Annotated in this window: 18 protein-coding genes; 16 read left to right on the top strand and 2 right to left on the bottom strand. The window is 69.3% G+C overall.

Translation table 11 applies throughout. The features are described 5' to 3' along the window. Window positions 1–478: 478 nt before the first annotated feature. The 7 genes from K2Z83_RS22310 (at window position 479) to K2Z83_RS22280 (ending at window position 6,856) form a co-directional block, all read left to right on the top strand. The gene (locus tag K2Z83_RS22310) at window positions 479–1,084 is read left to right on the top strand and encodes a hypothetical protein (RefSeq protein WP_220597387.1); all 606 of its coding nucleotides are present in this window, start codon (window positions 479–481) and stop codon (window positions 1,082–1,084) included. 97 nt (window positions 1,085–1,181) lie between these two features. Continuing rightward, window positions 1,182–2,969 (top strand): threonine--tRNA ligase, encoded by a 1,788-nt coding sequence (gene thrS, locus K2Z83_RS22305; protein ID WP_220597386.1) that lies wholly within the window; start codon window positions 1,182–1,184, stop codon window positions 2,967–2,969. Window positions 2,970–3,086: 117 nt separating this feature from the next. Further along, window positions 3,087–3,491, top strand: coding sequence for a YtxH domain-containing protein (locus K2Z83_RS22300; RefSeq protein WP_220597385.1), 405 nt, complete (start codon window positions 3,087–3,089; stop codon window positions 3,489–3,491). Between the two features lie 88 nt (window positions 3,492–3,579). Next, window positions 3,580–4,767, top strand: coding sequence for a CinA family nicotinamide mononucleotide deamidase-related protein (locus K2Z83_RS22295; RefSeq protein ID WP_220597384.1), 1,188 nt, complete (start codon window positions 3,580–3,582; stop codon window positions 4,765–4,767). Then, complete coding sequence (locus K2Z83_RS22290) at window positions 4,764–5,489, top strand: DUF4013 domain-containing protein (RefSeq protein ID WP_220597383.1); 726 nt, start codon at window positions 4,764–4,766, stop codon at window positions 5,487–5,489. The genes K2Z83_RS22295 and K2Z83_RS22290 overlap by 4 nt, the downstream gene beginning before the upstream one ends. Before the next feature lie 87 nt (window positions 5,490–5,576). Continuing rightward, a complete protein-coding gene (locus K2Z83_RS22285; protein WP_220597382.1) occupies window positions 5,577–6,290 on the top strand; it encodes a DUF4013 domain-containing protein in 714 nt (237 codons plus the stop codon). A 14-nt stretch (window positions 6,291–6,304) separates the two neighbouring features. Further along, window positions 6,305–6,856, top strand: a complete 552-nt coding sequence (locus K2Z83_RS22280) for a CDP-alcohol phosphatidyltransferase family protein (protein WP_220597381.1) — start codon at window positions 6,305–6,307, stop codon at window positions 6,854–6,856. A gap of 60 nt (window positions 6,857–6,916) precedes the next feature. Here the strand turns inward: K2Z83_RS22280 and K2Z83_RS22275 are convergent, their stop codons facing one another. After that, window positions 6,917–7,672 (bottom strand): response regulator transcription factor, encoded by a 756-nt coding sequence (locus tag K2Z83_RS22275; RefSeq protein ID WP_220597380.1) that lies wholly within the window; start codon window positions 7,670–7,672, stop codon window positions 6,917–6,919. After that, window positions 7,651–8,472: a nucleoside triphosphate pyrophosphatase gene (locus K2Z83_RS22270; RefSeq protein WP_220597379.1), complete on the bottom strand. Its 822-nt coding sequence runs from the start codon at window positions 8,470–8,472 to the stop codon at window positions 7,651–7,653. Before K2Z83_RS22270 ends, K2Z83_RS22275 begins: the two co-directional genes overlap by 22 nt. Window positions 8,473–8,662: 190 nt before the next feature. Between K2Z83_RS22270 and K2Z83_RS29655 the strand changes: the two genes are divergently transcribed. The 9 genes from K2Z83_RS29655 to K2Z83_RS22225 form a co-directional block, all read left to right on the top strand. Continuing rightward, a complete protein-coding gene (locus tag K2Z83_RS29655) occupies window positions 8,663–10,042 on the top strand; it encodes a peptidase MA family metallohydrolase (RefSeq protein ID WP_220597378.1) in 1,380 nt (459 codons plus the stop codon). Between the two features lie 55 nt (window positions 10,043–10,097). Further along, the gene (locus tag K2Z83_RS22260; protein ID WP_220597377.1) at window positions 10,098–12,353 is read left to right on the top strand and encodes an ABC transporter substrate-binding protein; all 2,256 of its coding nucleotides are present in this window, start codon (window positions 10,098–10,100) and stop codon (window positions 12,351–12,353) included. A 134-nt stretch (window positions 12,354–12,487) separates the two neighbouring features. Then, entirely contained in the window at window positions 12,488–13,801 is a 1,314-nt protein-coding gene (locus tag K2Z83_RS22255; protein ID WP_220597376.1) for an AAA family ATPase, read from the top strand. Then, window positions 13,798–14,250 (top strand): hypothetical protein, encoded by a 453-nt coding sequence (locus K2Z83_RS22250; RefSeq protein ID WP_220597375.1) that lies wholly within the window; start codon window positions 13,798–13,800, stop codon window positions 14,248–14,250. Before K2Z83_RS22255 ends, K2Z83_RS22250 begins: the two co-directional genes overlap by 4 nt. A 178-nt stretch (window positions 14,251–14,428) precedes the next feature. Further along, window positions 14,429–14,713 carry a WXG100 family type VII secretion target gene (locus tag K2Z83_RS22245; RefSeq protein WP_220597374.1) on the top strand — a complete coding sequence of 95 codons (285 nt, stop codon included), beginning with the start codon at window positions 14,429–14,431 and terminating at the stop codon, window positions 14,711–14,713. 94 nt (window positions 14,714–14,807) lie between these two features. After that, window positions 14,808–15,578 (top strand): ESX secretion-associated protein EspG, encoded by a 771-nt coding sequence (locus tag K2Z83_RS22240; protein ID WP_220597373.1) that lies wholly within the window; start codon window positions 14,808–14,810, stop codon window positions 15,576–15,578. Between the two features lie 45 nt (window positions 15,579–15,623). Then, window positions 15,624–17,351, top strand: a complete 1,728-nt coding sequence (locus tag K2Z83_RS22235; protein WP_220597372.1) for a hypothetical protein — start codon at window positions 15,624–15,626, stop codon at window positions 17,349–17,351. 67 nt (window positions 17,352–17,418) lie between these two features. Continuing rightward, the gene (locus K2Z83_RS22230; RefSeq protein ID WP_220597371.1) at window positions 17,419–17,808 is read left to right on the top strand and encodes a hypothetical protein; all 390 of its coding nucleotides are present in this window, start codon (window positions 17,419–17,421) and stop codon (window positions 17,806–17,808) included. Window positions 17,809–17,819: 11 nt separating this feature from the next. Continuing rightward, window positions 17,820–20,168, top strand: a 2,349-nt coding sequence (locus tag K2Z83_RS22225) for an FtsK/SpoIIIE domain-containing protein (protein WP_255604415.1), incomplete at its 3' end; no start/stop codon positions are given.

Here is a 20,168-nt window from a genome sequence, read left to right as displayed (position 1 = left end):
GGCCGACGCCACACCCGCCCGCGTAGGCGGGCGGCCAGCCGCAGGCTCCCGTGGCGCGACTTCAGCCGCCAGCGACGTGGCACATGCGCTGCTCGGCCCTACGGCCGACTTGCGCGCCCGCGCCGACCGTGCTATGATCGGCTCAGCACATTACATCCGCCGCACAGCGATGACGAGGACGAGTAGCCCGGCAACCGCCTACAGGGAGAGCGCGCCAGCGACTGAGAGCGCGCCCGGCATGGGGCCAGGCCAAAACCACCTCGGAGCGGGCCCCTGAACGCGCACGCGCCAGTATGGGGCCACGGGCCGCGCCCGTTATAGCGCAGCAATAAGCATTGCAGATTGCAGATTGCAGATTGCAGATTGTCACACAATCTGCAATCTGCAATCTGCAATCTACAATTGAATGTGGGTGGAACCACGGAGCAACCCTTCGTCCCATGCGGGCGAGGGTTTTTTGGTGTCCAGGAGTGCCCCGATGTCTCAGCGCCCCTATCGATCTCGATCCGTGACGGCGCGGCGGCGGCCCCCGCGCCGGCGCAGCTGCCTTGGCCAGATCGCCGGCATCGGCGTGGCCCTGCTGGTGATCGTCGCCCTCTACGGGGTGCTGGCCCGGCCCGCCCTCAGCGGCCTGATCGGCGCGCAGATCAGCGACCGCCTCGGCCCCACCTCCCCGGCCGGCGCCGCCGTGGACCAGGCCGCCGCCGCCCTGCCCGGCGTCGTCGCCGCCCTGCCCCCCGGCCAGATCGTCGTCGGCCAGGGCCAGGCCAACGCATTCCTGGACGACCACCGGGAGGACTATGCGCCGATCGACCAGATCCGCGTCCGCTTCACCCCCGGCCAGGCCGTGGCCGACCTGAGCGCCCTCGGCGTGCCCGGGGTGGCCCGCAGCGGCCTCGCCGCCGTGGATGGCCGGGTCGCCCTGCGCGACCCGCAGATCGACGGCGCCCTCGGCCTCGCCATCTCCAGCGCCGACCTGCTCGCCCCCCTCGCCGAGCGCCTCAACGCCGAGCTCGACCGCCAGGGCAAGTACGTCGAGGACATCCAGATCCAGGAAGGCCAGATCGTGATCGTGACGAGGTGACCGTACCCGCCATAGTAAGGGCGCAGCAGCCGCAGGCGAACGACTACATCAAGAACGTAGCTACCTGTGGCTGCTGCGCCCCAACAAGGAGAACCCCATGCCCGTCTCACCCGACAGCGACCCCTACTACCGCCTGCGCCACTCGCTGGCCCACGTCATGGCCGAGGCCGTGCTACAGATCTTCCCCGATGGCAAGGTGGCCATCGGCCCGCCCATCGAGAACGGCTTCTACTACGACTTCGACCTGCCCCGCGCCCTGACGCCCGAGGACCTGAGCGAGATCGAGGGCCGGATCAAGAAGATCATCGCCGGCAAGTTCCCCTTCCTCTACCGCGAGGTGAGCGCCGCCGAGGCCCGCGAGATCTTCGCCGGCCAGCCCTATAAGCTGGAGCTGATCGACGGCCTCTCCCACGGCCTCGACGAGTACGGCGAGACGCACCACGGCGATACGGTGATCTCCACGTACAAGCACGACACGTTCGAGGACCTCTGTCGCGGCCCGCACCTGGATCACACGGGGCAGATCCCCGCCGATGCCTTCAAGCTGATGAGCATCGCCGGCGCCTACTGGCGCGGCGACGAGAAGCAGAAGCAGCTCCAGCGCATCTACGGCACGGCCTGGGCCAACAAGGCAGAGCTTGAGCAGCACCTCTTCCAGATCGAGGAGGCCAAGCGCCGCGACCACCGCAAGCTCGGCAAGGAGCTCGGCCTGTTCTACTTCTCCGAGGACGTCGGCCCCGGCCTGCCGCTCTTCACGCCCAAGGGCGAGATCCTGCGCCACGAGATGGAGACCTATGTGCGCGAGGTGCAGACGCGCTACGGCTACCAGCACGTCTGGACGGGCAACGTGGTCAAGGAGCAGCTCTACCATAAGTCCGGCCACTACGAGAACTACCGCGACAGCATGTTCCCGGCCATGGTCGAGAGCGAGGACATGGTCTTCCGGCTGAAGCCGATGAACTGCCCGAGCCACATGACGCTCTTCAACCAGATGGGCGTGATCAGCTACCGCGACCTGCCCATGCGCTTCGCCGAGTTCGCCACGCTCTACCGCTACGAGGACAGCGGCGCGCTGAACGGCCTGACGCGGGTGCGCGCGCTCACGCAGGACGACTGCCACATCTTCTGCCTGCCCGAGCAGATCCAGGAGGAGTTCAGCCTGGCCCTGAACCTGATCCGCGAGGTGCTGAGCACCTATAGTTTCAGCGACTACAAGGTGCGGCTCTCGCTGCGCGGCGACTCGGGCAAGTTCGTGGCCGACGACGAGAAGTGGGAGCTGGCCACGAGCGCTCTGCGCGCCGCCCTGGACGCCAACGGCGTCGAGTACACCGAGGAGGAGGGCGAGGCGGCCTTCTACGGCCCCAAGGCCGACTTCATCGCCCGCGACGTGCTCGGCCGCGAGTGGCAGCTCAGCACGATCCAGGTCGACTTCATCCAGCCCGCCCGGCTGAGCTGCGAGTACGTCGGCGAGGACAACCAGCCCCACACGCCGGTGGTGCTGCACCGCGCCGTCACCGGCACGACGGAGCGCTTCCTCGGCGTGCTGATCGAGCACTACGCCGGGGCCTTCCCCGTCTGGCTGGCCCCCGTCCAGGCCATGATCATCCCGATCACGGACAAGCAGATGGACGCCGCCCAGGATGTGCGCCGCCGCCTGATGGCGGTGGGCCTGCGGGTCGAGATCGACACCAGCCGCGACCGCATGCAGGGCAAGATCCGCCGCGCTCAGTTGCAGAAGATCCCCTATATGCTTATAATCGGCAACAAAGAGCAGGAAGCGAACGCCGTCGCCGTCCGCCTGCGCTCCGGCGAGGATCTTGGCGCTATCCCCGTCGATAGCTTTATCGAGCGCGCCCTCCAGGAAGTGAAGTCGCGGGCATCGTAGGGGACAGGGGATAGGGGACAGGGTACAGTCCGGGCAGACCGGTTCCTCATACCTTGAGATCTCTACCCTGTACCCCTGTTCCCTGTTCCCTGTTCCCTGTACCCTAAGGAGCCCCCCATGACCGTCGAGTCCGAGACACTGGTGGAGGCCGCGCGCCGCTTCGGCGAGGTGATCCAGGCCGAGCGCACGTCGACGATCACCGCCCTGGAGGCCGAGCGCGCCGCCGCGATCAAGATCATCGAGGCTCTGCGCAAGGAGAACGACCGGCGCGCGAGCGCCGCGGGCGGACGATTCGTGCTGGGCTTCCTGATCGGCGCGGCTATCGGCGCCGTCGCCGTCAGCATGCTCGTGCCCAAGTCGGGCGACGAGCGCCGGGCCAGCCTGACGGCCAACATCGGCGGCGCTCGCGCCAGCCTGTCCGACCGCCTGCGCGGCGCCGTCGACGCCGGCAAGCAGGCCACCGCCGCCGCCGAGCAGGAGCTCTGGGCGGAGTACCGCAAGCGGGTAGCCGCTAGCCAGTAGGCACCCGTAAGGGCGCAGCAGTGACGATCTGCTGACGCGCTTTGCGCGTCAGCAGATCGTCACTGCTGCGCCCCAACCCCCAACCCCTATGGACGCAGAGATCATCGCCATCGGCTCGGAGCTGCTGCTCGGCGCCACCGTGGACACCAACAGCGCCTACCTGGCCCGCCAGCTCGCCGCCGCCGGCGTCAGCCTCTTCCGCAAGTCGGTGGTCGGCGATAACGCCCAGCGCATCGCCGCGACCATCGACGAGTCCCTGTCCCGCGCCGACCTGGTGATCTGCACCGGCGGCCTCGGGCCGACCCTGGACGATGTCACCCGCGAGGCGGTGGCCCTGGCCTTTGGCCGCGAGCTGGAGTTCCGCCAGGAGCTGATGGACCAGGTCGCCGCCCGCTTCGCCGCCATGGGCCGCCCGATGAGCGAGAGCAACCGCCGCCAGGCCTTCGTCCCCGCCGGGGCCCGCGCCATCGAGAACCCGCGCGGCACCGCGCCCTCCTTCATCGTCGAGGACGAGCGCGGCACGGTGATCGTCCTGCCCGGCGTGCCCTACGAGATGCGCTTCCTCTTCGAGAGCGCCGTGCTGCCCTACCTGCGCGATGAGCGCGGCGTCACCGATGTGATCCTGGTGAAGACGCTGCACGCCGTCGGCCTGGGCGAGAGCGTGATCGGCGAGCGGATCGCCGACCTCATGCTCGCCAGCAACCCCACCGTCGGCATCTCGGCCAAGCAGGCCCGCTACGAGCTGCGCATCGGCGCGCGCGCCGCCGGCCGCGCCGATGCCGAGGCCCTGGTGGCCGCCGCCGAGGCGACCATCCGCGAGCGGCTCGGCGCGAACCTCACCGGCGACGAGACCCTGGCCGAGACGGTGGCCCGCCTGCTGGCCGAGCGCGGGCAGACCCTCTCGCTCTACGAGGGCACCAGCGCGGCCCCGGTCTACCGCGCCCTCGCCGATACGCCCGGCGGCCTTGCCCATGTGCGCGGCGCGATGATCCACCCGCTCGACCGGCCCACCGACGAGCACGCCGCCGCGTCGCTGGCCCACGCCGGCGCGATCAGCGCCGCCGACCGCTGGCGCAGCGACCTCGCCCTGGCCGTGCAGGCCGCCAGCACCCCCGACGACCGCGGCTTCACCGCCGTCTCGGTGGCCCTCTGCCACCCCGCCGGCGCCCGCCAGGCCACCCGCCACTACGACCTGCGCCAGCCCGAGGGCTGGGACTTCGTGGGCACCCTCGCCCTCGACCTGCTGCGCCGCTATCTGCTCGGGGAGACCGAGTGACATCAACGCCGACCCTCTCGCTGCGCGCCGCCGTCGCCACCGTCGCCCGCGACCGCAGCTGGCCCCTCACGTGCCTGATCTACGGCGCCTGCGCCCTCACCCTGATCGGCCTGCCGATCGCCGCCGGGTTTGCCCTCGATAGCCTCGACAACACCCGCAAGGGCTACGGCTACCCGCTGCCGCCATGGACAGACTGGACGCTGCGCTGGCTGTCCGGCATCCTCGCCCTGCTGATCGACTTCGTCTTCTTCGTCCTGCCGCTGCTGGCGGGCGGCATGCTGCTGATCTGCGTCAGCATCGGCATGCTTGTCGCCGGCGTCAAAGACCCCGCCGTCACGGGCCAGGCCCTGACGGCGCTGGTCGCGCTCTGCGGGCTGGCGACGGTGGTGATGTTCCTCTGTAGCGCGGCCCCCGTCGGCAGGCTGCTCTTCGCGGGCGAGGGCCGCATCGAGGACGCGCTGAGCATGCGCGTGCTACAGCTGGCCACCTCGCGCGGGGCCGGGCCGATCTTCCTGCGCGCCCGGCTGCTCTCGCTGCCGGCCTACCTGCCGGCCGCCCTGCTCGCCCTCGCCGCCTACGGCCTCACGCTCATCAGCTTCCCCGGCCAGCCCCTCGCCCTGATGCTCCTTGTCTGGCTCCTGCTCAGCGCCCTCGTCATGGCCCACCTCGTCGTCGTGCAGCTCTACGCGGCCGCCGAGCGCGAGACCATGCGGATGATCTGATCGGGCGCGCGGTATCGGGCGCATCCTTCTCCCCCGCACAGCGTACAATAGGTGTGACACCCCAGCTATCTCACGGAGGGCCAGCAGATGGATATCGGACGCGCATTCAGCTATGTCTTGGAAGATGAGGAGTGGCTCACGGTCATCCTGCTCGGCGGCCTGATCCTGATCGTGCCGATCTTCGGCCAGATCGTGCTGGTCGGGTTTGTCCTTGAGGCGGCCCGCAATGTGGCGGCGGGGCAGTCCCGCCCGCTGCCGAAGTGGAACCACCTGGGCGAGACGTTTGGCCTCGGCCTGCCCGGCATCGCCATCCAGATCGTCTACGCCCTGCCGCTCATCCTGCTCTCGGTTGCCTTCATGTGCCTTGGGCTGCTGGGCAGCAGCCTTCTCGCCGCCGCCGACAGCGCCAGCGGCCCCGGCGGCCTGATCCTGGCGGCCATCTTCTGCCTCATCCCGCTGACGATCGTGCTCAGCCTGATCATCCAGCCGCTCACCATTGCCGCCACCGTGCGCTACCTGCAGACGGGCAGCCTGGGTGGAGCGCTCCAGGTGGGCGAGGCGGTGCGCATGGTGCGCAGCGACCTGGGCGGCTGGCTGGTGCTCTGGCTGCTCCAGATCCTCTGCGGCATCGTGGGCGGCATCGGCGGCGTCTTCCTCGGCTTCGGCGCGCTCTTCACCACCGTCTACGGCCAGGCCGTCTTCGGGCACCTGCTGGGGCAGACCTTGGCCCGCGCCATGGCGACGGCGAGCGATGGCCCGCTGCCGCCGCCGATGTCGCCGCCGTCGCCGCTATCATTTTAGGTCGGAGGCCGCCTATGGCCCTGCGCGATCGCGTGAACCCGAGGGAGCTGCTCTACCCCTCGAACCTGCTCACCCTCAGCCGGCTGCTGCTGCTGCCCACGACCCTGCATTTCCTGGGCCGGCCGGAGCGGCGTCGCGCGGCACTGGCCTGCCTGGCCCTGACCATGTTCACCGACGCGGTGGACGGGCCGATCGCCCGCTGGCGCGGCGAGGTCTCGCAGCTTGGCGAGCTGCTCGACCCGGTGGCCGACAAGCTGGTGCTCGACACGACGGCGGTCATGCTCTCGCGGACCTACGGCTTCCCCTGGCCCGTCACCGGGCTGCTGATCTTCCGCGACGTGGGCATCCTGCTGTCGGCCCTGGTGGTGATTAGCTGCCGGTCCAGTGTCACCACCGCGCAGTCGAGCGGCAAGGCCACCACCGTGGCCCTGACGGCCGCGGCGCTCTGCTACGTCGCCGACGGGCCGCGCAGCGGCAGGCCGGCCCTGGCCCTGGCGATGCTGCCCTTCGGGCTCTCGTTTGTGCAGTACGGGGCGCGCTTTATCAGGCTGATGCGTGATGCGTGATGGGGGGCGTTGGGGCGCAGCAGCGCCGCGCTGCTGCGCCCTTACAGGCAGGGGCTGAGATCACTCGTCGTGGTCGAGCTGGCGGTTCTCGCCCTGGCGGATCTCGGCGGGCGTCTCGATCCACCCCCGGCGCAGGGCGAAGAGCACCGCCTGGGTGCGGTCGTTCAGCGAGAGCTTGCGCAGGATCGAGGAGATGTGGTTTTTCACCGTCTGGGTGCTGATCCCGAGCGAGTCGGCGATATCTTTATTGCTGCCGCCGGAGGCGATCCGCTCCAGCACCTCGATCTCGCGGTCGCTCAGCGGGGTGAAGATCGGGAACTCAGCCTCAGGGTTGGTGCTGGTGGCCTGAGGCAGGTTCCGGAACTGGGTGAGCACCCGGCTGGCCACCCGCGGCTCCTCCAGCACCACATCGTTGATCACATACTCGCCGCGGGCGACCCGGCGCAAGATCTCGACGAGGGACTGGGGCTTCACGTCCTTTGAGCGGTAGGCGGCGGCGCCGGCGCGCAGGGCGTTGAAGGCCTGCTCATCGCCCTCGTGCATGCTCAGCATCACCACGCCGATGCCGGGGTACTGCCGGCGCACGTGGCGGGTCACGTCGAGGCCGCTGATGCCGGGCAGGTTCAGGTCGACCAGCATCGCGTTCGGCTCCTGGCTGGGGCCGGCCGCCTCAAGCCAGGCGATCGCCGCCTCGCCGCTGGCCGCCTCGCCGATAATGGTGATGTCGTCCTCAGAGGAGAGCGCCCAGCGCACGCCCTGGCGGAACAGCGGGTGATCATCGACGATCAGCAGCCTTATGGTAGCGTTGGGGGCCATGGCATCGGCTCCTTTTCCTGTTGCTCTAGCCAGCGCCGGTAGCTCTGCTCCGGGTCGTGTAGTCCGCCGACGCCAGCCGCCCGCAGCATGCGGTGGGTGTCTGGCAGGGGCAGCCCGACGACGGCGGTGTAGCTGCCGCGCACGCTGCGCACCAGCCGCCCGCCGAGCCCCTGGATCCCGTAGGCCCCGGCCTTATCCATCGGCTCGCCGGTGGCCACATAGTCTGCGATCTCTTGCTCGCTGAGCGGCGCGATCTCGACCGCGCTGGAGACGAGGTCGAGCCAGATTCGATAAGGGTGAAGGATGAAGGATGAAGGATGATGCTTGTGCGGATCATCGGGATCTTCATCCTTCATCCTTCTGCCTTCATCCTTACCGATCACGCACAGCCCCGTATACACTGTATGCACCCGCCCCGAGAGGCTGGCGAGCATCCGGCGGGCGTGGGCCGGGTCGCGCGGCTTGTTCAGCACCTCGTCGCCGAGGACGACGATCGTGTCCGCGCCGAGCACCACCGCGCCCGGGGCGAGGGCGGCCGCGTGGCTGGCCTTGCGCCATGCCAGCAGGGACGGGTGGGTCGCGCGGGGCAGGCCGAGCGGCGGCAGGGCCGCCAGCACCGCGTCGGGCACCGGGTCGTCGCGCTCCTCGGCGTCGCTGGCGATGGTCGCGTAGCGGGCGCCCAGCGCGGCGAGCAGCTCGCGGCGGCGAGGCGAGGCGGAGGCCAGCACGAGCTGCTCGCCTGGGATGTCTGTTGGCCCGCTGGGCTCCACCGATGGTACGCCCCTCTGTCGTATGGACATGGCGTCAGTATGCGAAAAATCAACAATGCTTGTCAGATCATAACGTGTCGGATCATAACATGCGGAACCTTTATTCGCAAGGTGCGGTACTATGCAGGTATATGCCGAAGCTAGTACAGCCGGCGAACGACGAACGACCAATCGTGCCGCTGCCTTCATCGTTGGTCATTGGTCGTTTGTCACAACCTCAATGGCACATCTACGCGCGCTCGCCCTGCTCGCCCTGCTGCTGACGCTGATCGCCCCCGCCCCCGCCCCTGCCGGCGCCCAGGGCGCCATCTCCATCACCGACCGCGGGGTCTTCGTCGTCTTCCCCGACCGGATCAGCTTCAACGCCCAGATCTCCAGCAGCTCGCCGATCACCCAGATCGTCCTGGAGTACGGCGTCGACAAGCGCACCTGCGGCGATGTCACCGCCAAGGCCTTCCCCGACTTCACCCCCGGCACCACGGTCGATGCTCACTGGACATGGGAGATGCTGAGCACCGGATCGGAACCCCCCGGCGCCACGATCTGGTACCGCTGGCGGGCCACCGATAGCGCCGGCAACACCGCCGTCTCCGACGAGCAGCGCGCCACCTGGATCGACACGGCCTACAGCTGGCAGCAGATCAGCCGCGATGACCTGACCCTCCACTGGTACAGCGGCGACACGGCCTTCGCCCAGGATCTGCTCGCCACCGCCGCCGACGGCATCTCCCGCCTGGCCAAGCTCACCGGCGTGCGCCCCCAGTCGCCGATCGACCTCTATATCTACGGCACCGCCCAGCAGATGCAGGACGCCATCCTCTATGAGCCGAGCTGGGCTGGCGGCGTGGCCTACCCGGCCAACAATATCACCATCATCGGGATCAGCCCCGCCTACCTGGACTGGGGCCGGCGCACGATTGTCCACGAGCTGACCCACCTGATCGTCGGGCAGATCACCTTCTCCTGCGGCGAGAATGTGCCGACCTGGCTGGACGAGGGCATCGCCGTCTACGCCGAGGGCGGCCTCGATGACCGCTCGCAGCTCTCCTTCGACGCGGCCGTCGCCTCCAACAGCCTGCTCTCAGTGCGCGCGATCAGCGCCGGGTTCTCACAGCACCCCGACCTGGCCGACCTCTCCTACTCGCAGTCCTATAGCATGGTCTCATACCTCGTGCAGACCTACGGCCCCGATAAGCTGCTGGCGCTCTTCGGCAATCTGCGCGACGGCATGACGGTGGAGGCGGGTGTCACGGCGGCCTATGGCTTCGACCTGGGCGGCCTGGAGGATCGCTGGCGGGCCTGGCTGAGGGCGGCCCCGCGCGCCCAGGCCGCACCCACGCCCACCGTCGCCCCCTCGCCCATCCCGACGATCCCGATTATGGCCCTGGCCCCCACCGGCCCGCCCATCCCGCCCACGCCCACCAGCGCGCCGACCCTCGCGCCCACGCCCACGGATGCCCCGGTGGCCCAGGCCGCGCCCGCGCCAGCCGCCGCGCCCGCGCCGCGCCGCGATATCACCCTGCCGCTGGCCGGGGCCTCGCTGTCCTTCCTGGCCGGGCTGGCCTTGTCCGGCCTGGCCCTGGTGAAGCTCCTGAGGTAGTCTGGTAAGGGCGCAGCAGCGCCGAGCTGCTGCGCCCTTACGGCGGAGATAGACTATGCGCCACCTCTCTCCCTATCACCACATCCTCGCCCTCCTGATGCTCATCGCCCTCGCCGGCTGCGCCCAGAAGCCGGCCGCGTACGACCCGGCCGCGCGCCTGACGAGCATCGCCGCCGCGCCCACGGTCACGCCCAGGCCATGGGAGACGGTGCGGCCCATCCCGCCCACCGCACTGCCCACCCCGAACCTGCCCACCGTCACGCCCTTCGCCACCCCGCGCCCCCAGGGCGGCATCTTCGCGGACGCCGCCCTCGGCTTCACGATCACCTACCCCTTCTACTGGAACAGCAGCGCCGCCGCCGTGCCCGGCACGCTGGTCCAGCTGGCCAATAAGCCGAACGACGTCTTCGTGCTCATCCTGCGCACGGTGCGCGATCAGGACAAGACGCTGGAGGATGACGCGGGCGATGTGCAGTCCCAGGTCGGCGACTGGATGGGCGGGCTGGATGTGGTACGCACTGAGGGCGGCGCGACCGCCGCCGCCGACCCGACCTGGGGCGGCGAGTACCGCCGTGAGTATGCCATCTATGGCGTCACCATTAGCAGCCAGATGATCTCGGTGGCCAACGGGAAGCAGCTGATCACGATGGCGGCCTACGGGCGGGAGGAGGATGTCGGCAAGGAGCGCGAGACGATCACGCAGATCTTCGACAGCATCACGCTCTCCGAGCCGGAGATCTACGGGGTGCCGCGCGGCCAGGCCTACGTCTACGCCGCGCAGGAGCCGGCCGACCCGCAGGAGGCCGACCCGGCCATCGGGCGCGGCGACCGCCTGGCCTTCAGCGGGCTGCTGCGCTTCGCCCCCGACCTGAGCCTCCAGCCCGACCTGGCCGCGAGCTGGGCGATCAGCGATGATGGGAGAACCTACACCTTCTTCCTGCGCCGCGACGCGCGATTCCAGAGCGGCCGCCCGCTGATCGCGCGGGATGTGCTGTACTCCTGGGAGCGCGCCGCCAGCCCCGAGCTCGGCTCCGACAGCGTGCTGGGCTCCCTGGGCGACATCGCCGGCCTGCGCGAGCGGCGCGCGGGTGAGGCCGAGACGATCAGCGGCCTGAGTGCCCCGGACGACTACACCGTGCAGGTCACGCTCGTCGGCCCGCAGCCCGACTTCCTGATGAAGCTGGCTGGAGGCCCGGCGCTGGTGGTCGACCAGGCCGACGTGCAGCGCGGCGCCGCGTGGTACCGCCACCCCAACGGCAGCGGGCCGTACCGCCTGATCCGCTGGGAGCCGGGCAAGGTGAAGATCTACGAGCGTAGCGAGGCCTACTACGGCGACCCGCCGGCCACCCGCTATCTGGTCGCCCGGCTCGACGTGGGCTACAATGGGATCTACGCGTACATGCTGGGCGAGCTCGATCAGATCGGCCTGAGCGATGTGGAGCTGGCCGCGATCGGCGACATCGACGGCAGCCTGGCCGCCGACCTGCGCGAGTCGCCGCAGATGTGTACCTCCTTCGTCGCCTTCGACACCAGCCGCCCGCCCTTCGACGACCCGCGGGTGCGCCAGGCCTTCTCGCTGGCGGTGGACCGGCAGCGCTACCAGGAGCGCGTGCTGCGCGGCACGGGCATCCTGGCTCACGGCCTCTACCCGCCGGCCATGCCCGGCTACGACCCGAGCTTCCAGGGGGCGACCTTCGACCCCGGCCTGGCCCGCCAGCGCCTGGCCGAGTCCGGCTACGGCGGCGGCGATGGCCTGCCCGCGATCACCCTCACCAGCAGCGGCAGCGGGCTCGCTGTGGACCCGGGCGTGGGCGTGCTGGTGCAGATGTGGCAGGAGCAGCTGGGCGCGCGGATCAAGATCGAGCAGCTAGACCCGGCCAGCTACGCCGCGAGCGTGCGCGGCGACGGGCGCGGCAACCTCTTCTTCTCGGAGCGGTGCGCCGACTACCCCGACCCGTCCGACTTCGCCGAGACCCTGTTCGGCAGCGGGTCGCCGCAGAACCTCGGGCGCTACCATAACGCCGACCTTGACGGCCTGCTGGCTCAGGCCGAGGTGGCGTCCGACCCCGCCGAGCGCGTGCGGCGCTACCAGCGGGCCGAGGCGCTGATCGTAGATGACGCGGCGGCGATCTTCCTGAACCACCGCGTCGACGCGATGCTGGTCTCCCCGGCTGTCCGCGGCCTCGTCCGCGCGCCCTTCCCGCCCGCCGCCCGCCCGACCGGCTCGTCTGGTCGCTGGTGCTCGCCCTCGGCCTGCTGCTCATGCTTGGCTCCGCCGCCTACGCGGTCATCCTGCTGCGCGGGTAGTTGACTCGCTTCACGCGGCGCGCTATATTGAGATGCAGCCCCGCGCACTAGCCGGGGCTGTTCATGCGCACCCTGCTGCCCAACGTGGACCCGTATCTGCGGGAGTGGATGGACTCTACTGCACTATAAGGGGGAGCCATGATTGAGTCGTTCCATATTGCAAACTTCAAAAGCTACCGCGATGCAACGCTCCCCCTCGCCCCATTGACTCTGCTGATCGGAGCGAATGCATCAGGCAAGAGCAATGCCATTGAGGCACTGCGTCTTCTGGCCTGGCTAGCTCAGGGACGACGGCTCACCGAAATCCTAAAGAGCGTCCAGACTGAAGAGTATGCTATCCGTGGACGAGTAAGCGATCTGGCCTATCAGGTAGCTTCAAGCTTCTCATTGGGCTGCGCCATTTCAGATCCTCAGGTCGCCGAATGGAGTGCGCTTGATCTCACCATTGCGATTGGTGAGACTGATATGCGCATCCGCGAGGAACAAATCACCGCATCTGATGAACGTTTCCCGCTCTACCGGGTCGAGCCCACCACCGACCCTTACAGCCATGATCTTCAGGTTTCCTATAACAACTTCGCGCGCGGAGGGAGGAAGCCACGTGTCGTCGCCACCGATCAGCAGGCGGTCTTCACGCAGTTGATTACACCGGCGCGCTTCGGCAGCGAACACATCCAGGCCCAGAAGGTGATCCCCAGGGTCACAAAGACGTACCAGACCCTGCTGGAGCAGATCCTCTTTCTCGACCCGCACCCGCGCCGTATGCGCGACTACAGCTTTATGGTCGATGTGAGTCTGAGTGGCGATGGTGCCAATATGTCAAGCGTCCTCTACGATTTAGTGCGTCGGCAGCAACGCCATAACCAGGTGCTCGACTTTATTCGAGCGTTACCAGAGCAGGACATCCGCGAAATTTCTTTTGTGGAGACATCGCGTAACGAGGTGATGATCCAACTTACCGAGACCTTCGGCGGACATGAGGAGGTCCGTGATGCGCCGCTTCTTTCTGACGGCACGCTGCGCGTGCTAGCAATTGCGGCTGCACTGCTCTCTGCGCCCGAGGGCTCATTGGTCGTGATCGAAGAGATTGATAATGGTGTGCATCCAAGCCGTGCGCAAATTTTGCTGGACAATATTCAGCGGGTCGCACGCGCGCGCCGGCTCAATATTCTGCTGACCACACACAATCCCGCCCTCCTCGACGCGCTCCCGCTCGATGCGATCCCTGATGTTGTCTGCTGCTATCGTGATCCGGCTGAGGGCGATAGCCGTCTGATCCGGCTGGAAGATATCGCTACCTACCCGGAGCTGATCGCTCAAGGTTCGCTCGGCGATCTCGTGACGAGCGGTGTCCTCGACCGCTTCCTGAAGAGTCGGCAGACACCTGGCGAGCGTCGCGCGGATGCCCTCGCGTGGCTGGACGCCCTTGAAGCTGGGAAGGGTGGGGGATGAGTATCTGCCTGATCGACACCAGCATCTTCTGCAATGTGCTGGATGTGCCTAACCGCAATCAGCAGCATGATGAGATAGTACGGCAACTCAAGCAGCATATTGAGGCAGGCATCACGCTGCTCCTCCCAGTGACGGCGATCATCGAGACGGGCAACCATATTGCACAGCAGGGCGATGGGCATATGCGGCGCATCATCGCACAACGGTTTGTCACACAGGTTCAGATGGCGCTTGATGGCACTGCCCCGTGGGTGCCGACACCTTCATTTGATCTTCAATTCGTGCGTAGCTACCTTGCTGCATTCCCTGATTACGCTATGCGCGGCGTGGGAATGGGCGATCTTTCGATCATCAAGGAGTTTGAGCGCCAGTGCGCGCTGAATCGTATGCGCAGGGTCTTTATCTGGTCATATGATAGCGATTTAGCTGGCTATGACCGGGTTCCATAGACAGGAGCGCCCATGAGGTGCGGGTTAGCCAGACCCAAGCCCTGGTCGCCTGTGGCGGATGATCATCCCCTAGCCTGATTGTGCCTTATGCGGCGATGCCCATCGCCGCATCTTTTTGCCCCCTGGGACGGTATAGATGGCGAGATCTTCGTTCTCGCACCGTCACAAGGAGGCCCACATGAGCAGCGACCGCGTCCTCTCCACCGGCACCGCCCGCCAGGCGATCACCCGCTTCCAGTCGATCGTCAACGGCGAGCTCCTCAGCCAGATCAACGAGCTCCACAGCCAGGGTCAGATCCTGTCCGACGCCAACAACTGGGACGGCCAGCTGGCAAGCCAGTTCCGCAGCTACTGGAGCGAGACCAACGGCAAGCTGCGCCAGATCCAGCAGGCCCTGGAGCAGCTGCGCCAGCAGGTCTCCCAGATCAACCAGAACATCATGCAGGCGGGCGGGAACAGCTAGTGCGCTCGCCAGATATGTTTCTGTGTGCTGACGCTGCGGCGAAGCCGCAGCGTCAGCACACAGAAGGATCAATCTTTCGTAAGGGGGGACCCCGATGGAGCGCCTCTACCAGATCAGCCACGAGGAGCTGCTTCTGCTGAGCGGCCTGCTGCAGCTGCCGACGCCCCTGGCGCTCGGGCCGCAGCCGGCGGCGGGCTACAGCCGGGCGGCCATGCAGATCGCCCTGGGCGCCGCCGCGAGCGCCCTCGCCGCCCGGGGCTTCCTCAGCCCGTCGTCTCGCGGCGGCGAGCCGCCGACGCCCGCGCCGGGGATCGCTGGTGTGATCCGCATCCTCGCCGCCGCCGAGCGCTGCCTCGTGCTGGCGGGGGGGAAGGCCGGCCAGCACACTATGAGTCAGATCTGTCTGCGCGCCGACGGCGAGGCGCTGCTGCTCAGCAGCCCGCAGCCTGGCGCCTACCGCATCTGCGCGGCCCACGGCCACGCCGCCGTGATCGACCACGTCGTCGCCGCGCTCCCGCCGGCCCACGCCCGCCCGGCCCCGTCGCTCGACGTGCCGCCGGCGGCCCTGATCGCCGCCCTCGACGCCGCGCCCGGCGGCATGGGGGCGGCCACGACGCCGCTCCATGCCGCCGGGGTCCCGGCGGACGAGGCCGAGCGCTTCGCCCGAAGCCTCGGCCCCGCCCCGTCCCGCCACGCCCTCATCGCCCTGCGCCGCCAGGAGCGGCGCGGCATCCTGGCCATCGTCGGCGCGGATGCCATCTGGTGCGCCGACGATGATCGCCCCGAGTCCGTCCCCCTTCGCCCGGTCGGCCCCGCCGAGCTGCGCGCCCATATCGCCGACCTCGTCGCGTGGGCCGCTGCCTGAGCGATGGACGCATCGGCTATCGGCCACCTTATATCACACACCACTATGCCACAGACGATCAGCTCCGCCCAGCCCGAGCGCCTGCGGCGCTTCGCCGCCATGATGGATGCCCAGGGCGACGCGTCCGTCGCCGAGGGCCGCCGCCTCGCCGACGCCCTCGGCTGCCTGACGGCCACCTGCCGCGAGTACTCCCTGGGCGACATCGGTGCCCTCGGCGGCAGGGTGCAGTCCCTCGGCCGCCGCGACGCCGAGGTCGCCGGGTGGGTGCGCGGCGTCGCCGATGCATTCTTCGCGGCCGATAGCGCATCCGCCCCGCCGCCCTCGGCCGCGACATGCGCGCCCGTCGTCGCGCCGGGGCCGATCACCGCCGCCGCCCGGTGGGTGCTGGCGGCATCAGGCACGATCGACCGCTGGCAGTCCCTGTTTGACCAGCGGATACATAGCGCTGTCGAGGGCACGCAGATCGCGATCAGCGTCTCCGGCAGCATCGCCAGCCCTATCGCGTGGAACATATCGGCCCAGCGCCTGCGCGAGTCGCTCCACTTCATGAATATGGTCTCCTGGGCCGATGGTGATAGCGCCTTGGGCGCCGGCCTCGGCGGGCTGCTCGGCATTGGGCAGCTCAGCGCCAGCCTGGCCAGCATCGGCGGTCTGATCATCCTGGAGAGCGGGCCGAGCTTGGCGTCTGGACAGATAGATGACCCCGGGGATCTGATCGCGACCCTCGAACAGCGCTTCTGGGATCTGGCGTTCCATCGGGTCTCCCCGGAGCTGCTGCTTGAGCTCGCCGCCGAGATCGAGGCGCTGAAGCGCCGCACCTGCGCCGACCTGGGCGGCTGCGCGAACCCGCGCCCGCCGGAGCTCTCCGAGGACGGACTGACGGCCATGCAGGCATTCCCCGGCGCGCAGAAAGACCCGGCCACGGGCGACCTGACCCTGCCGGCCTGGACGCTGATGTCCGGCGACCACAGTGCGATCAGCCCCTACCAGGGCGAGCAGCTCTCGCACAGGCAGATCGGCGAGCACGAGCACATCTTTGCGATCTGCGGGCTCGACCTGGATAATATGGCCAATTCGCCAAACGGCGTCGTCGCGGTGATCCAGACCGCCTACGAGTCTGACCCGATGCAGAACGCCTACTACCGGCTGATCAGGGAGCGATTCCTGAGCTACCTGTCGGAGATCCCGCCCGGCGACACGCTCCACATCGCCGGCCACAGCATGGGCGGCGGCATGACCATGCTGCTGCTGAACGATCCGGGGATCCAGAAGGCCCTGCTCGACGGCGGCTACACCCTCAGCAGCGTCACCATGTACGGCGCGGTGCGCCCGATGGACCCGCGCTTCAACGGGGTTCCGCCAACCACGCCGGGCGAGCTGTCACCGGCGCTCTTTGCAGGCACCGAGGTGCGCTTCTATATCGACCCTGAGGATCGGCTGGCGATGAACGTGGGCGCTGGGCACCTGACGTCCGAGGGCTTGCCGATGCCGAATGTCCACTTTATTGGCGACAGCGAGCTGAGCGGCGGCATAGACGCCCACACGAGCTACGATAACCGGGAGAAGTACGAAGATCTGCCCGCAGATCTGCAGAGCCTGCCCTTCCACGTCGATTCTCAACATTGGGATCATGCCCGCTTTCCGCCATCGATCGACTTCGATCAGGAGAGCTGGTCTGGGGATATGACGCCGACGCCGACGCCGACGCCGACGCCGACGCCGACGCCGACGCCGACACCTACCCCGACGCCCACCCCGACGCCGACGCCATAGATCGCACCGGAACGCGCTCCGCCCAATCTACAATCTGCAATCTACAATCTGCAATCGGGAGAACGCTATGCCGAGCTGGCAACCGAACTGGCAGGATGTGATCTGGGACCATGGCGCGGCCGATGCGGCTGTCGCCGCCCTGGGACGTGCCGCGAGCGAGATCGACCGCGCGGCTGGCGAGCGGGCCAGGGCGGCCCTGACCCTGCTGGGCGAGTGGCGCGGGGCGCACCGCCTGAGCTTTGATGATCAGCTGCGTCGGGCCGACGGGGAGGATCAGGCCTTGGCCGGCGACCTGCGCCGGGCGGCCCAGGAGGTGTCTCGCCTCAGCCAGCAGGCCCGCGAGGAGCAGGCCCGCCGCGTGTATGATCGCGCCGAGTGGAGGCGCGAGTGCGAGCGCGAGCGCGAGCGTCAGCGCGAGCGCGAGCGCCGCGCTCGTGAGAATGCTAGCGTCGTGTGAGGAGGGGGATCATGCGCAGTCAGAGCTTCAACCGCCCGCCGAGGGTGCGCCCACGCTGGGCCGCCGAGGAGATTGCGCTCCCCACACCTCCTGCGCCCCCGGCGAGCCAGCGCGCCGATCACCTCACCATGGCCATGCCCCTGGTGGGCGCCGGCCTGATGGCCTCGGTGGCGGTGGCCGGGGGCGGCAGCTGGCTCTTCGCGCTGCCCACCGGCGCCATGGCCGGCATCGGCCTGCTCGCCGCGCTGCGCTCAGAGCGGGCGACATCGCGCCGGGGCGCCGCCGAGCACGCCGCGCGGCTGGCCTTCTTCGAGGATCAGCTCGATGCGGCCCGCTCGCGCCTGCGCCGGCTCTACGAGCAGGAGCGCGCCGCCCGCCTCCACCTCGCCCCCGACCCCGCCGAGCTCGCGGCGATCGTCGGCGTGGGCAGCAGGGCCGCGCCCGACCCGCGCCTCTGGGAGCGCCGCCCCGCCGACGACGACTTCCTCGCGCTGCGCGTCGGCTGCGGCGACCTGCCCGCCGCCTGCTCGGTCACGCTGCCGCAGCCCGCCGCCGACAGCCCGGTGGACCTGCGGCTGCCGCGGCTGGCCGCCGAGTACGCCACGCTGCGCCAGGTGCCGATCTGCATCCCGCTGGCGCAGCTCGGCTCCCTCGGCGTCGCCGGGCCGCGCCCGCACGCCCTCGCCCTGCTCCAGGCCATGATCTGGCAGGCCGCCGCGCTCCACGCCCCCGCCGACCTGCGGGTCGCTCTGGTGTCCCCCGCCGCCCCCGGCGACTGGGAGTGGCTGCGCTGGCTGCCCCACAGCGTCCCGCTCACCAACGAGCCGGCCCACAGCCAGCGCATGTGCGCCACCGACCAGCCCGCCGCCGCCCGGCTGATGAGCGATATCCTCGACCAGCTCAGCCGCCGCCGCGAGCTGTCCGACCGTCAGGAGCCGGCCCCCGCGCCGCTGCCGCGCCTCCTGCTGATCATCGACGGCGCGGATGTGGCCGGGGGCTACCCGGCCGCCGCCGAGATCATGCGCCACGGCCCGGCCCTCGGCATGGCCGCGATCGTCCTCGCCGGCGCCTGGCCCCAGATCCCCGAGGCCTGCGCGGCCATGCTCGATGTCGGCCCCGCAGGCGCCCGCTGGGTGCGCGCCGGCGAGCCCTGGCCGCAGGGCCAGTTCGCGCCCGACCGCGCCGACACCCCCGCGAGCGATCGGCTGGCCCGCCGCATGGCCGGCATCCGCCTCCAGGAGGGCGGCGGCAGCCAGGATGTGCCGCGCAGCGTGCGTCTCTTCGACCTGCTCGGGCTGCGCGGCGAGGCCGACCTGTCGCCGCCCCGCTACTGGGCCGAGCCGCCGGCGGGCGCATGGCGCGGCGACGTGCCGATCGGCGCGGTCGCCGAGGGGACGCCGATCTGTCTCGACCTGAACGAGAGCCGCCACGGCCCCCACGGGATCATCGCCGGGGCCACCGGCGCGGGCAAGAGCGTGCTGCTCCAGAGCATCATCGCCGCCCTCGCCGTCACCCACGGTCCCGACCGGCTCCAGCTCCTGCTGATCGACTTCAAGGGCGGCGCGGCCCTCTCGATGTTCGCCGGCCTGCCCCACGTCGCCGGCCTGGTGACGGACCTTGAGGGCCGCCTGGCCGAGCGGGCGATGATCGCGATCAAGAGCGAGCTGCGCCGGCGCAAGGCGCTGCTCAAGGCCACCGCCGCCGAGGCCGGCTCGAAGGTTGAGAATGTGGGCGACTACCGCGCCCTCGCCGCCGAGCGCGGCCTGCCGCCCCTGCCCAACCTGCTGATCGTCGTGGACGAGTTCGATGAGATGGCCCGCAGCTACCAGGAGTTCGTCGCCGAGCTGGTGCGCGTGGTGAAGCAGGGCCGATCCCTGGGCGTCCACCTGCTCGTGGCCACCCAGCAGCCCGCCCGCGCCGTGAGCGATGAGATCCGCAGCCAGCTGAAGTACTTCATCGCCCTGCGCCTCGGCGGCAGTGAGGACAGCCGCGAGATGATCCTCAAGCCCGACGCGGCCTTCCTGCCCACCGACGTCCCCGGCCGGGCCTACTTTCGCGCCGGCACCGACCTGCGCCTCTTTCAGGTGGCCCTGGTCACGGGCGCCCACCGCAGCGGCCCGGAGTCGGCCGCCCCGAGGGTCAGCTTTGTCTCCGGCGACCGCGAGCGCCCGATTCTCCTTGGCGCGCCCACTGGGGATGGCGCGCCGCAGCCCCGCGAGACCGATCTGGACGTCCTCGTGCGCGCCCTCGGCTCGCAGGGCGATGTCGGGCGGCAGCCGCCGATCTGGCAGTCGCCCCTGCCCGCCCGGCTCACCCTCGGCGGGGTGACGGCCCTCACCCCCCAGCCCCCTCTCCCTGAG

It is taken from the genome of Oscillochloris sp. ZM17-4 (genome assembly GCF_019599295.1).
GTDB lineage: Bacteria > Chloroflexota > Chloroflexia > Chloroflexales > Chloroflexaceae > Oscillochloris.
This window is presented reverse-complemented; position numbering and strand designations above follow the sequence as displayed.